The sequence below is a fragment of the Serratia sp. Z4 genome (genome assembly GCF_009900725.1).
GTDB lineage: Bacteria > Pseudomonadota > Gammaproteobacteria > Enterobacterales > Enterobacteriaceae > Serratia > Serratia nematodiphila.
Genome location: NZ_JAAABD010000002.1, coordinates 673,299 through 686,929 on the forward strand (window position 1 = coordinate 673,299; position 13,631 = coordinate 686,929).

At 60.1% G+C, this 13,631-nt stretch carries 15 protein-coding genes; 13 read left to right on the forward strand and 2 right to left on the reverse strand.

The features are described from left to right. Positions 1–199 precede the first annotated feature (199 nt). Positions 200–1,150 (reverse strand): alpha/beta hydrolase, encoded by a 951-nt coding sequence (locus GT753_RS11070; RefSeq protein ID WP_019453527.1) that lies wholly within the window; start codon positions 1,148–1,150, stop codon positions 200–202. Between the two features lie 100 nt (positions 1,151–1,250). On the opposite strand from GT753_RS11070, the gene GT753_RS11075 reads away from it, so the two are divergent. From GT753_RS11075 to GT753_RS11090, 4 genes are all read left to right on the forward strand, one after another. After that, the gene (locus tag GT753_RS11075) at positions 1,251–1,868 is read left to right on the forward strand and encodes a TetR/AcrR family transcriptional regulator (protein ID WP_015378310.1); all 618 of its coding nucleotides are present in this window, start codon (positions 1,251–1,253) and stop codon (positions 1,866–1,868) included. A gap of 121 nt (positions 1,869–1,989) precedes the next feature. After that, positions 1,990–2,832: a formate dehydrogenase accessory sulfurtransferase FdhD gene (fdhD, locus tag GT753_RS11080; RefSeq protein WP_160125585.1), complete on the forward strand. Its 843-nt coding sequence runs from the start codon at positions 1,990–1,992 to the stop codon at positions 2,830–2,832. Between the two features lie 58 nt (positions 2,833–2,890). Beyond that, positions 2,891–3,808, forward strand: a complete 918-nt coding sequence (locus GT753_RS11085; protein ID WP_004935069.1) for a bestrophin family protein — start codon at positions 2,891–2,893, stop codon at positions 3,806–3,808. 34 nt (positions 3,809–3,842) lie between these two features. Then, positions 3,843–4,805 (forward strand): Dyp-type peroxidase, encoded by a 963-nt coding sequence (locus GT753_RS11090; protein ID WP_015378313.1) that lies wholly within the window; start codon positions 3,843–3,845, stop codon positions 4,803–4,805. A gap of 10 nt (positions 4,806–4,815) precedes the next feature. Here the strand turns inward: GT753_RS11090 and GT753_RS11095 are convergent, their stop codons facing one another. Further along, positions 4,816–5,649: an IclR family transcriptional regulator C-terminal domain-containing protein gene (locus tag GT753_RS11095; protein WP_015378314.1), complete on the reverse strand. Its 834-nt coding sequence runs from the start codon at positions 5,647–5,649 to the stop codon at positions 4,816–4,818. Between the two features lie 243 nt (positions 5,650–5,892). Here GT753_RS11095 and GT753_RS11100 point away from each other — a divergent pair, with 243 nt between their 5' ends. The 9 genes from GT753_RS11100 to benB all read left to right on the forward strand — a co-directional run bounded on the left by GT753_RS11100 (position 5,893) and on the right by benB (position 13,626). Further along, a complete protein-coding gene (locus GT753_RS11100) occupies positions 5,893–6,579 on the forward strand; it encodes a 3-oxoacid CoA-transferase subunit A (protein WP_015378315.1) in 687 nt (228 codons plus the stop codon). Between the two features lie 10 nt (positions 6,580–6,589). Next, positions 6,590–7,270, forward strand: a complete 681-nt coding sequence (locus tag GT753_RS11105) for a 3-oxoacid CoA-transferase subunit B (RefSeq protein ID WP_015378316.1) — start codon at positions 6,590–6,592, stop codon at positions 7,268–7,270. Then, positions 7,248–8,450, forward strand: coding sequence for a 3-oxoadipyl-CoA thiolase (gene pcaF / locus GT753_RS11110; protein ID WP_015378317.1), 1,203 nt, complete (start codon positions 7,248–7,250; stop codon positions 8,448–8,450). The genes GT753_RS11105 and pcaF overlap by 23 nt, the downstream gene beginning before the upstream one ends. A gap of 8 nt (positions 8,451–8,458) precedes the next feature. Continuing rightward, positions 8,459–9,220, forward strand: coding sequence for a 3-oxoadipate enol-lactonase (gene pcaD, locus GT753_RS11115; protein WP_015378318.1), 762 nt, complete (start codon positions 8,459–8,461; stop codon positions 9,218–9,220). Positions 9,221–9,223: 3 nt separating this feature from the next. Beyond that, complete coding sequence (locus tag GT753_RS11120) at positions 9,224–10,339, forward strand: muconate cycloisomerase family protein (protein ID WP_015378319.1); 1,116 nt, start codon at positions 9,224–9,226, stop codon at positions 10,337–10,339. A gap of 17 nt (positions 10,340–10,356) precedes the next feature. Continuing rightward, a complete protein-coding gene (catC, locus tag GT753_RS11125; RefSeq protein ID WP_015378320.1) occupies positions 10,357–10,647 on the forward strand; it encodes a muconolactone Delta-isomerase in 291 nt (96 codons plus the stop codon). An 83-nt stretch (positions 10,648–10,730) separates the two neighbouring features. Next, a complete protein-coding gene (gene catA / locus GT753_RS11130; protein ID WP_015378321.1) occupies positions 10,731–11,660 on the forward strand; it encodes a catechol 1,2-dioxygenase in 930 nt (309 codons plus the stop codon). 95 nt (positions 11,661–11,755) lie between these two features. Further along, complete coding sequence (locus GT753_RS11135) at positions 11,756–13,132, forward strand: Rieske 2Fe-2S domain-containing protein (RefSeq protein ID WP_015378322.1); 1,377 nt, start codon at positions 11,756–11,758, stop codon at positions 13,130–13,132. Then, positions 13,129–13,626 carry a benzoate 1,2-dioxygenase small subunit gene (benB, locus tag GT753_RS11140; protein ID WP_063918582.1) on the forward strand — a complete coding sequence of 166 codons (498 nt, stop codon included), beginning with the start codon at positions 13,129–13,131 and terminating at the stop codon, positions 13,624–13,626. Before GT753_RS11135 ends, benB begins: the two co-directional genes overlap by 4 nt. The last annotated feature ends 5 nt before the right edge of the window (positions 13,627–13,631 follow it).

A 13,631-nucleotide genomic window follows, 5' to 3' on the forward strand; every position in this document is an offset into this window, starting at 1 on the left:
AAAGCATAAACAAAACGCGAACGCGTGAACCCCCCTATCCCCCGTCAGAACACAGTTTGACGCGTAATATAATAATTTTCTGAGCGATTTTTTTTTACGCCTGCTAACGGTTTCACTCTGCCTTGCACACACGTTATCCACTAAAACTGTGGATAACATGCTGAGCTGCAGTGGCGTCTTCAGAACATGCGCCGTCGCCTCACCGCTCCGCCGCGGCCAGGCAAAAACGATGCACCGCTTCAACCATCTGATCGAGGCCCGGCTGCTCGAGGGGATAATGCCCGGCGTTCTCGAGCATCACGGTGGTCACCGGCACCCGCCGAATGCGCCGCAGAAACAGTTCACTCAGGTGCAACGGCGTCCAGCGATCCTGCGCCGGTTGCGTCAACAGAACCGGGCAAACGTCGAACGCTTCCGGTTCAATGGCGGGTGCATACTCCGCGTACGAGGCCAAAAACCGCATCGTCACCCAGGCTCCCGCCGAGGTGTTGTCCGCCAGGCACGCCTTGAGCGCCGCCTTGTCATTGACCAGCGCATGCATCTTGCTCGCCAGCGCCATCGGCATCGCCATACCCGCCAGCGGCGTGGCGGCCGTCAGTCGCGCCAACGGAATGCCCAGGCGACTCATCAACAGATTCAATGCCGTCTCGTCGCGCACCTGCTGTTCACGCTGATCGAGAAACGTCATGCCGACAATGCCTTTCACCTGCCGGTTCAACGCCGCCACGTGGTAAGTCTCCATCCCGCCGGCGCTCAGGCCGTACAGCACAATCGGCCGCGCATCCTTCGCCCGTTCCGCGTCGATCAGATCGCTGCCGATCTGCACCCAGTCGTCGTAACGCACGCGCCGCCGTTGGCCGCCCATCTGCGTCATTCCGTACCCCGGCATGTCGACGGCGATCGTCTCTATCCCCCGGCGCGCCAGCGGCGCTCCCAGGATGGTCGACATCTGTCGGCCGTTGGTGCCCACCCCATGGAACAGGATCACTTTCACCGGCGCCTCCGGGCGGCGATAGCAGTCCAGATGAATACGGTGCTGCCGCCAGGGCCACCACACCTCGGTCGGTTCTTCCCCCGGCCGCAGCCGAAAATTTTCCGGCAGGAATCGTTGAATCTCCTGCCAGTGAGATTGATTGGCGTAATTCTCCATACGAAACCTCTGGCGTTATGGCGCTTGGTTGACGGGTTCAATTTCAGTATAATCCAACAAATGTCGGATCATTAAAATACAACTTATGTCGGAAAAAGCGATGCCGCAAGCAAAAAAAAATGTGCGCGTGCCGATTCAGGAACGCGCGGCGGCGCGCATGGCCAAAGTGCTGAGCGCCGCCGAACAGATGCTCGCCACCCTCGGGCCGGAAAAAACCTCCATTCCCGCTCTGGCGGAAGCGGCCGATGTGCCGCGCGCCGCGATCTACCCGTTCTTCCCGGACAAATACGCGTTGTTTTCACACCTGGCTCAGAGCCATATGGCGCAACTGGCGCAGGCGCTGCGTGAAGCGGAGCTCGAGAGCGCCGACACCCTGCACGATTGGGTGGATGCCGCCGTGGCGGCCACCGCACGCTACTACAACGCGCATCCGGCGGCGAGCGTCTTGCTGCTACGCGGCGCGTTCACCGAACCGGAGCAAGAGGCGCACGCCGCCAAGAACCTGACGATCGGCGAGATGTTCCGCGCCAAAGTGCGCGAGCTGCCCGAACTTGATGCGCTGCCGTCAGATCCCGACGTCGTCTTGATCGCCATAGAATTGGCGTTCGCCTGCATGAAATACGGCTATGCGCGGGAAGGCACCGTTTCGCCGGCCATTTGCCGCGAGGCGACGCGGGCGGTCACGAGCTATCTCGGGCAGTGGCGCGCCGCGCCGTAAGGCGGTGGCAAAGACGCCCCGTTTCGCCCTGTTCAAGCACGCCATCTATGATAAAATCGGCTATCACTCATCAGACTCTATCTGACGCCGGCGCTGTATCCGCCGGCGCCGCGAAACCATCATGAACAAGCATTTGATTCTCGACGAACCCGGCGATGCAGACTCGGCCTGCCTGTCTCGCCATGCGGTCTGGCAGCGCAACGATCTGGCTCAGGCGCAGCAGGATTGGCTGGCGGAAGAAGTGCCGGTTGCCCTGGTATACAACGGCATTTCCCACGTGGTGATGATGGCGACGCCGAAAGACCTGGCGGCCTTCGCCATCGGTTTTTCGCTGTCCGAAGGCATCATCGCCTCCCCCGACGATATCTACGACATCCGCCAGCAACCGTCCTGCAATGGCATTGAAGTGCATGTGGAGCTCTCGAGCCGCCGCTTTATGCAGCTGAAAGAGAAGCGCCGCAGCCTGGCCGGCCGCACCGGCTGCGGCGTCTGCGGGGTCGAGCAGCTGCAGGAGGTTGCTCAACCCATCGCGCCGCTGCCTTTCACGCAGCGTTTCGATTTGGCGCTGCTCGATCGGGCGTTGGCGCAGCTGCAGGAAGTGCAAACGGTGGGAAAACTGACCGGCTGCACCCATGCGGCGGCCTGGATCCAACCGGACGGCGCGCTCAGCGGCGGATGTGAAGACGTTGGCCGCCATGTGGCACTCGACAAACTGCTGGGTTATCGCAGCCAACAGGCGTGGTTGCAAGGGGCGGCGCTGGTGTCGAGCCGCGCCAGCTATGAAATGGTGCAAAAATCCGCCATGTGCGGCGTCGAGATCCTGTTCGCCGTTTCCGCCGCCACCCGCCTGGCGGTGGAGGTGGCCGAGCGCAGCAACCTCACGCTGGTGGGCTTCAGCAAGCCGGGGCGCGCCACCGTCTATACGCACCCGCAGCGGCTCTGGCAATCGACAACGGCGGCCTAACGCCGCCGGATAAGAATCGACTATTCTCAATAGCAGGACACCAGGAAGCGCCCACGTTATGATAATCCGCCCGCACCAGAACTGGTTTTTTCGCCTGTTCGCCTGGCACGGTTCCGTGCTGTCAAAGATCACCTTTCGCCTGTCGCTGAACGTGCTGATGTCGATAGTGGCGGTGATCAGCTACCAATGGTACGAACAGCTCGGCGTGCATTTGACTATCGCGCCGTTCAGCCTGCTGGGCATCGCCATCGCGATTTTTCTCGGCTTTCGCAATAATGCCGGCTACAGCCGCTTTGTCGAGGCGCGCAACCTGTGGGGCTCGCTGCTGATTACCGAGCGATCCCTGCTGCGCCAGATCAAAAGCCTGCTGCCGGACGAACCGGCGGTGCAGCAAAAGGTCGCCAAGCTGCTGATCGCCTTCAGCTGGAGCCTGAAGCATCAGCTGCGCGCCACCGATCCGACCGCCGATCTGTACCACAATCTCAGCAGCAAAGAGCTGGCCGAAGTGATCGCCAGCCCGATGCCGACCAACCGCATCCTGCTGATGCTGGGCCAGGAGATCGGCAAGCTGCGCCGACGGGGGCTATTGAGCGACATCACTTTCGAGCTGCTCGACAACAAGCTGAGCGAGCTGTCCCACGCCCTCGGCGGCTGCGAACGGCTCGCCAGCACGCCGGTGCCGTTCGCCTATACCCTGATCCTGCAGCGCACCGTTTACCTGTTCTGCAGCCTGTTGCCTTTTGCCCTGGTGACCGATCTGCATTACATGACACCGTTTGTTTCGGTGTTCATTTCCTATACCTTCTTATCCTGGGACTCACTGGCCGAAGAGCTGGAGGATCCGTTCGGCGTGTCGGCCAACCATCTGCCGTTAAACGCCATTTGCAACACCATTGAGCGCAACCTGCTGGAAATGAATGACCAAAGCCCGCTGCCACCGCCGATGAAACCCGACGAGCACTTTAATTTGATCTGAGCTATTTCACCCGAACACACTGGAGCCGAATGCAATGAATGCAAATACCCCCCTGCCGCAAGCCGTATTCACGCCGGTGACGCGCCATGCCATCTTTATCGTCGCCACCCTGTCGCCCGTTCCCGCCCATCTGGCGGCGGTGCGCGCCTGGTGCGGCGACATCGCCGCCGTGGTGCGTTCGGTCGGCAAACGCGCGCCGGCGGGTAACCTCACCTGCGTCTGCGGCTTCGGCTCCGAGGCCTGGGATACGCTGTTCGGCGCGCCGCGCCCTCGCCAGCTGCATCCATTCAGCCCGATCGGCAGCGGGGAACGCGTCGCCGTCGCCACGCCCGGCGACATTCTGCTGCATATCCGCGCCGATGAAATGGATCTGTGTTTTGAACTGGCCTCTCAGCTGATCGGCAAGCTCGGCGACGCCGTAACGGTAATCGAGGAGGTGCACGGCTTCCGTTACTTCGATCAGCGCGCCATGATCGGCTTCGTCGACGGCACGGAAAACCCGGAGGGGCACGAGGCCTTCGACTACACGGTGATCGGCGACGAAGACGCGGCGTTCAGCGGCGGCAGCTATGTGCTGGTGCAGAAATACCTGCACGACATGCAGGGCTGGAACTCGCTCAGCGTGGAAACGCAGGAGAAGATCATCGGCCGCCATAAGCAGTCCAACATCGAGCTGGATGAAGCGGTCAAACCGTCGTCGTCGCACAGTTCGCTGACCACCATCACCGACGAGCAAGGCAACGAGGTGAAAATTCTGCGCGATAACATGCCGTTCGGCCGCCCCGGCCTGCGCGAATTCGGCACCTACTTTATCGGCTACGCGCGCTCTCCGCAGCCGATCGAGCAGATGCTGGAAAACATGTTCATCGGCCGCCCGGCCGGCAACTACGATCGGCTGCTCGATTTCAGCCACGCGGTGACCGGCACTCTGTTCTTCGTGCCTTCCGCTCCGCTGTTGGAAGCGCTGGCCGACCGCAGCGGCGCCGAACTGCATTAATCCGCTCGCCCTACAGCAGCAGCGCCAGCTCCATCGCCGTGCGCTGCAGCTGCGGCAGCACTCGTTCGCGCAGCTCCGCCGCCGAGATCTGCGACGCATTGACGCCAACGTTCATCGCCGCCACAACCCCGCCTTTACGTGAATGCATCGGCACCGCAATGGAACGCAGGCCGATCTCTAACTGTTGATCGTTGATGGCATACCCCTGTCTGCGAACTCTGGCTAACTGTTCCTGCAGCTGCTCCGCACTGGTGACGGTAAACTCGGTCAGCGGTTCGAAAGTGACCCGCGACAGATAATCCTCCAGCTCTCCCTCGTCCAGCGCGCTAAGCAACACCAGCCCCATCGATGTCGCATAGGCCGGCAGACGGCTGCCGCGCCCCAGATCGATAGTCATGATGCGTTTAACCGAGGCCCGGGCGATATACAAAATGTTATCGCCATCCAGCGTCGCCACCGAGCAGGATTCATTAAGCAATTTGCTGAGATAGTCCAGCGAGTTTTGCGCCGCCTTCGCCAGCTCGGAAGAGGAAAGATAAGCGTGACCGATAGTTAGCACACGCGGCAGCAAGCGATAGTGGCGCCCATCGGGACAATGCACGAATCCCAGCGCTCGTAGGGTATACAAACAACGGCGCACCGCTGCGCGCGGAATGCCGGTTTGTTGACTGATCTCTGACACCGACATCTGCGAATACTGTGGCTTGAAGGCCTGTAACACCTCCAGCCCTCTGGCCAGCGAGGCCATAAAATTAGGATCGCCCTTGTACTGGTCGTTGCTTAAATCACCGATCTCCTGCAGCCGACGCAGTTCTTCGGTGCCAAATTCAGGAACTTCACTCATTCAGGCCTCCCATTAGTATCTGCTCTCAATTTACACGCTCAATACGGCAGCAAAGCCCTGCGTATCGCATCCGATGCCAATTTAGCCGCCTGCATCACAAAATGCAGACCTAAACCCTCAATGCACCGATAATCGCACAATGTTCTGATATTCGCACTTGCTGATGCTTTTTTCATCCTCTAGGTTAATTTCAAACCCGCTATTTGTTGGCGCAACGTCCCAACCGAGCCTTGAGGAGAACTGATGATCGATAAAAGCATGGCGTCCGCAGACGCCGCCGTCGCAGATATTCCGGATGGCGCCACCCTTATGGTTGGGGGATTCGGCCCGGCCGGGCAACCCTACGCACTGTTGGATGCTCTGATCCGTCACCGGCCACGCGCGCTTACGCTGATCAGCAACAATGCCGGCAACGGCGATTTTGGTCTGGCGGCTCTGCTGAAAGCCGGCTGTGTGCGCAAAGTAGTGTGTTCTTTTCCGCGGCAGGCTGATTCTTGGGTGTTTGACGACCTCTACCGCCGTGGCGAGTTGGAGCTGGAGCTGGTTCCGCAAGGCAATCTGGCGGCGCGCATCCAGGCCGCCGGCGCCGGGCTCGGCGGTTTCTATACCCCAACCGGCTATGGCACCCAATTGGCGGAAGGGAAGGAAACCCGCGAGATCGACGGCCGCCGATATGTTTTCGAACTGCCGCTGAAGGCCGACTTCGCGCTGATCAAGGCAGAACAAGCCGACCGTTGGGGCAACCTCCGCTATGACAAAACCGGACGCAACTTCGGGCCGATTATGGCGATGGCCGCCAACTGCACCATCGTCGAAGTCAACCATATGGTGCCGTTGGGCGAACTGGATCCGGAGAACATCATCACGCCCGGCATCTTCGTACAACGCCTGGTGCCCTCTTCTCCCCGTGCAGCACGGCTTTCGGCTTAAGGAGCGCATCATGAGCAAACTGACCCATCAACAGCTGGCTGAGCGCATCGCGCGCGATATTCCCGAAGGCGCCTACGTCAATCTGGGTATCGGCATTCCAACCCAGATCGCCAACTATCTGCCGGCCGATAAAGAGATCTTCCTGCACAGCGAAAACGGCATTCTCGGCATGGGCCCGGCGCCAACGCCGGGCGAAGAGGACCCGGAATTGATCAATGCCGGCAAACAACCGGTTACGTTGCTGAAAGGCGGCTGCTTTTTCCACCACGGCGACTCTTTCGCCATGATGCGCGGCGGCCATCTGGATATTTGCGTGCTGGGCGCCTATCAGGTCTCCGAACGCGGCGATTTGGCGAACTGGAGCACTGGCGCACCGGGGGCGATTCCGGCGGTCGGCGGCGCGATGGATCTGGCGATCGGCGCACGTCAGGTGTTTGTGATGACCGAACACCTGACCAAAACGGGTGAATGCAAAATCGTCCGCCAATGCAGCTATCCGTTAACCGGCATCGGCTGCATCGACCGCATCTACAGCGATCTGGCGGTGATGGACGTCACTCCCCAGGGACTGGTGGTGCGTGAAATATTTGCCGGCCTGACCCCGCAACAACTGCAGGACGTCACCCCGGTCGCACTGACTTTCACCCTTCAACACGGGGAACCGCGCCATGAATCCAGCTTATCTGTGTGACGCCGTCCGCACGCCCTTCGGTCGCCTCAATGGGAGCCTGGCCGGCATACGCGCCGACGACTTGGCCGCTCTGCCGTTGAAAGCGCTGCAGGCACGCCATCCGACGCTCGACTGGAGCCAGGTGGACGACGTGTTGTTCGGCTGCGCCAATCAGGCGGGGGAAGACAACCGCAATGTCGCGCGCATGGCGCTGCTGCTCGCCGGCCTGCCGGTGCAGGTGCCCGGCTGCACCATCAATCGCCTGTGCGGATCCAGCCTGGATGCGGTAGCAGCTGCGGCGCGCGCCATCAGAACCGGCGAGAGCGAGCTGATGATCGCCGGCGGCGTGGAAAGCATGTCGCGGGCGCCTTATGTGATGGGCAAGGCGGAAAGCGCCTTCAGCCGCACGATGAAGATTGAAGACACCACCATGGGCTGGCGTTTTATCAACCCACAGATGCAGGCGCTGTACGGCGTGGACACGATGCCGCAGACCGCCGAAAACGTGGCATCGCAATTCGGTATCAGCCGTCGCGATCAGGACGCCTTCGCCCTGCGCAGCCAGCAACGCACCGCCGCCGCGCAGGAAAGCGGCTTTTACAGCGACCAACTGATCGAAGTGCTTATCCCGCAGAAGAAAGGCGAGCCGCTGACCTTCAACCAGGACGAACATCCGCGCGCCACCACCTTAGCCGCACTGGAAAAACTCAGGCCGGTGGTCGCCCCGCAGGGCAGCATTACGGCCGGCAACGCATCCGGCCTGAACGACGGCGCCTGCGCGCTGCTGCTGGCCGGCGAGCGCAGCGTGGCTCGCCATGGCCTGCGGCCAATGGCACGCATCGTTGCCAGCGCCGTCACCGGCATCGAACCGGCGATCATGGGGTTTGCCCCGGCGGCGGCGGTGCGCAAAGTGTTGCATATTGCCGGCCTGACCCTCGAACAGATGGACGTGATCGAACTGAACGAAGCCTTCGCCGCGCAAGCGCTGGCGGTGACCCGCGAGCTGGGACTGCGCGACGATGCGCCGCAGGTGAACCCGAACGGCGGCGCGATTGCGCTCGGCCATCCTTTGGGCGCCTCCGGTGGCCGGCTGGTGATGAACGCCGCCTGGCAACTGCGAAAAACGCGCGGGCGCTACGGGCTGTGCACCATGTGCATCGGCGTCGGTCAGGGCATTGCGCTGATTATCGAACGGGTATGAGGTCAATCATGGATATTGAATATCGTCTCGACGGCCCGGCCGACGCACCGCTGCTGGTGCTGTCCAACTCGCTGGGCACCACTTTCGAGATGTGGCAACCGCAGTTGGCGGCGCTGACCGAACGCTTTCGCCTATTGCGTTACAACCAGCGCGGCCACGGAGCCACCCCGTTGGCGAAAGCGCCACTGCAACTGCAGCAGTTGGCTGAAGACGTCATCACCTTGCTCGACCATTTGGATGCGCCGAACGCCCATTTTTGCGGCATTTCGATGGGCGGATTGACCGGGCTCTGGCTCAGTCGTTATCACCCCGAGCGCATCGGCCGGCTAGTGGTCGCCAATACCGCCGCCCGCATTGGCGACGCTGAAGGCTGGCGACAACGCGCGCAGCAGGTACGGGAACACGGGTTGGCGCCGATCGCCGCCGCCTCCCCCGCGCGCTGGTTCTGCGCGGCATTCGCGCAGCGCCACCCCGAGCAGGTGGCGGCGCTGGTGGCAGCGCTGGCGGCCGGTAATCCACAGGGATACGCCGCCTGCTGCGAGGCACTGGCGCGGGCCGACCTGCGCGCCGAGATTGCCTTGATGACGCGGCCGATGCGGGTGATTGCCGGTGAGCAAGATCCGGTCACGACGGTGGCGGACGCCGAGTTTTTAGTCGCCAATGCGCCACTCGCCGATCTGCGGCGGTTGCCGACATCGCATATTTCCAACATCGCCTGTCCGGATCTCTTCAACCGCTGCGTTGTCGAGTTTCTTACTGAAAAGGAATGAAGCATGGAACTTCGCATTGAACGCATCGACAGCTGGCTGGTGGATATTCCCACTATTCGGCCACACAAATTGTCGATGGCCACGATGGGCTGCCAAACGCTGACGCTGGTGCGCATGACCTGCGCCGACGGCCTGATCGGCTGGGGGGAAGCCACCACCATCGGCGGGCTGAGCTACGGCCCGCAAAGCCCGGAGGGGATCAAGTCGGCGATCGACGGCTACCTCGCGCCGCTGCTGAGCGGCAAAAGCTTCAGCGGTCTGGCGCCGTTGGTTGCGTTGATGAATGGCCAGGTCCAGGGCAATACCTTTGCCAAGTCGGCGCTGGAAACCGCCTTTCTCGATGCCCAGGGCAAACGCCTCGGCCTGCCGGTCAGCACCCTACTCGGCGGCGCGCTCAGCAACACCCTGCCGGTGCTGTGGACGTTGGCCAGCGGCGATACGCAGCAAGACATCATCGAAGGGCAACGCCTGTTGGCGGAAGACCGTCATCGCGCCTTCAAGTTGAAGATCGGCGCCCGGCCGCTGGAGGAAGATCTGCGCCACACCCAGGCTATCAAGCAAGCGCTGGGGCCGGAGATCAGCATTCGCGTCGATGTTAACCAGGCCTGGGATGCCGCCACCGCCGTACGCGGAATGGCGGCGCTGCAGCAGATCGGCATCGATCTGGTCGAACAGCCGGTGCCGCAATGGGATCGCACGGCGTTAATCCGGCTCAGTCAGCGCTTCACTCTGCCGATCCTGGCCGACGAAGCGGTGGCCGACGCTCACGACGGTTATGCATTGGCTGCGGGCGGCTTTACCGGCGCCTACGCGCTGAAGATAGCCAAGGCCGGCGGCCCGGCGCAGGCGCTGAAACTGGCGCAGGTCGCACAGGCCGCCGGAGTCGGCGTCTATGGCGGCACCATGCTGGAAGGCACGCTGGGCACCGTCGCCTCGCTGCACGCCTGGTCGACGCTGAAGCTGGACTGGGGCAGCGAGATGTTCGGCCCGCTGTTGCTGAAAGACGACGTGGTCACCACGCCGCTGCGTTTCGCCAACGGTCACGTCAGTCTGCCGTCAGGCCCGGGCCTGGGGGTCGATATCGATGAAGACAAACTGCGCTTTTATCGACGCAAATAACTACGAGGGACTACGCCATGCTATTCAAAGTTGAAATGGTCGTGAAATTACCGCTCGATATGCCTAAAGCGCTCGCCGACGAAATAAAAACGCGCGAAAAAGCATATTCGCAAACCCTGCAGGCGAGCGGAAAATGGCGACATCTTTGGCGCGTAGCCGGTAGCTACGCCAATGTCAGCATTTTCGATGTGGAAAGCAATGCCGAGCTGCACGAGCTGTTATTCGCCCTGCCGCTTTACCCTTATATGAAAATCCGCGTAACGGCGTTATGCCGACACCCGTCATCGATCCGCGACGATGACAAATAAAATACCGGGATAATAACCCGCAAGGTTAGCTGTTAATTCCTGTTCTCTGTATAACCTACATTATAAGCAATGAGGAATTCGCAATGTCTATATCCTTCAATCAACGTCAAGACATTATCAAATTGCTGGAAATCAGCAGCGGTTTTACTAATGATAACGGAGATCCGCGTTTCAAAAAAATCATGCATCATCTGCTGGGCGATATTTGTCAGCTCATCGATCGCTATGATATTTCCCCTGAGGAATTCTGGCAGGCGATCAACTATCTGCACGTCTTGGGCGAACACCAAGAGGCGGCGCTCCTGGCCGCCGGCTTGGGACTGGAACACTACCTCGATCTGCGCGACGACGAGCGCGAACGTCAACAAGGGCTGAGCGGCGGTACGCCACGCACCATCGAGGGGCCGCTGTATGTGGCCAATGCGCCACTGAGCGCCGGCTTCGCGCGGATGGACGACGGCGACGACGACGGCGAGGTGATGTGGCTGCACGGACAGGTCAAAGGTGCCGACGGCAAGCCGCTGGCGGGGGCGGTGGTCGATATTTGGCACGCCAACACGTTGGGCAACTACTCTTTCTTCGATAAATCGCAGAGCGGCTTCAACCTGCGCCGGCGGATAACCACCGACGCCGATGGCCGCTACGCGGCGCGCAGCATCGTGCCGTCGGGCTACGGCTGCCCGCCCGATGGGCCCACTCAGGCTTTGCTTAATCGACTGGGGCGCCACGGCAACCGTCCGGCGCATATTCATTTCTTCGTCTCCGCACCGGCGCATAAACACCTGACGACGCAAATCAATCTCAATGGCGACCGTTATCTGTGGGATGACTTCGCTTTCGCTACCCGCGATGAGCTGATCGCCAACCCGGTGAAAATCACCGATCCGGCGCTGGCGGCAAAACGCGATCTGCCCGGCCCGCATACCGAAGTGCAGTTTGATTTTACGCTTTATGCCGCGGCGGACCGCATCGAGCAGAACAGAATAAATCGCCCTCGCGCGCTGCAAGATTAATATTTTTCGCACAAAAGAATAGCGACGCTAATAACGGGCAATCGGTTATTGATTGCCCACTGCCCCGTCTATCCATTTTCTATGAGGCCATGAATATGCATTCATTATTGAATCCGACAATATCTAAGCTGAAAGAAAAAATAAATCACGCTTTAATTATTGATAAAGAAAATGGCATATATCAGTGCAATCGCGGTATTTTTACCGATGAGGCGCTGTTTGAACTCGAAATGAAAGCCATTTTCGAAGGCAATTGGATTTATCTGGCGCATGAAAGCCAAATCGCCAACTCAGGCGATTATTACACGCTCACCATTGGGCGTCAGCCGGTGATGATCACGCGCGACAAAGACATGCGGCTGCATGCCATGATCAACAGTTGCTCGCACCGTGGCGCGATGTTGGCCAGCCGCAAGGCCGGCAATAAAAGTACCTTCACCTGCCCCTTCCACGGCTGGACCTTCAATAACGCCGGCCACCTGCTGAAAGCCAAGGACGAGAAAACCGGCGCTTATCCTCCCTGTTTCAAGCGGGACGGCTCACACGATTTGAAACAGCTGCCGCGTTTTGAATCTTATCGCGGATTTCTGTTCGGCAGCCTGAGCGATGAGGTGCAACCGCTGGAGGAGTATCTGGGTGAAACGCGACAGATCCTCGATCTCATCGTCGATCAGGCTGAGAGCGGGCTGGAAGTTCTGCGCGGCTCATCCTCCTACACCTTCGACGGCAACTGGAAACTGCAGATGGAGAATGGTGCGGACGGTTACCACGTCAGCGTGGTGCACTGGAACTATGTCTCCACCATGGCGCATCGGGATGCCGCCAGCGGCATCCAAACCATGGACGCCAACTGCTGGTCATCAAAAAACGACGGCGGCGCCTATGGCTTCAAGAATGGTCATCTGCTGTTGTGGACCCGGGTGCTGAACCCGGAGTCCCGCCCCATTTATCGGCACTTCACCCGTTTGAACGATGCCTTCGGCGCACACCGTGCCGACCTGATGGTGAACCAAACCCGCAACCTGTGCCTTTACCCCAATCTGTACATCATGGACCAGCTTTCCAGCCAGTTGCGTGTAGTGCGCCCGATTGCCGTCAATAAAACCGAAGTGACCGTATTCTGCTTTGCGCCGAAGGGCGAAAACGCCGACGAGCGAGCCTTGCGCATTCGCCAGTATGAGGATTTCTTCAACGTCAGCGGCATGGGTACGCCGGACGATCTGGAGGAATTCCGCGCCTGCCAGCTCGGGTTCAACGCCGGCAACATGCCCTGGAGCGATCTGAGCCGCGGCGCTACCCGCTGGCTGGAGGGCCAGGCTGACGACAATGCCAAAGCGCTGGGGATCGTGCCTGACATGACCGGCCCGCGCCCGGAAGATGAGGCCCTGTATCTCAGCCAGCATCATCATTGGCAAAACATTCTGCTGCGCCAGCTGGAGCGCCAGCAACGAAACGACGAGGTGGCGCAATGAGTACATTTAACCTGCAACAGCGGGTGGAACAGTTCCTGTACCGCGAAGCACGCCTGCTGGATGACCGGCAATGGGATGACTGGCTGGCCTGTTACCATCCGCAGGTCGAATATTGGATGCCGGCCTGGGCTGACGACGATCGCCAGACGACGGACCCTCATAGCGAGATTTCGCTGATTTATTACGCCAATCGCGAAGGACTGGAAGATCGCGTTTACCGCATAAAAACCGAACGTTCAGCCGCCAGTAGCATGCCGGAGCCGCGCACGGTGCATCTTATCAGCAACGTGGAGCTGTTATCGTCCGGCGCGGAACAGGCCGAGGTGAACTACCACTGGGCCACCTTCTATCACCGCTACAACCACACGGACACCTATTTCGGCTCAACCCGACTGTGGATAGATCTTAGCGGGGAGGCGCTGCAAATTAAGCGCAAGAAAATTCGTCTGGATAATGACTATATCAATCATGTAATTGATATTTATCATCTTTAATGCAG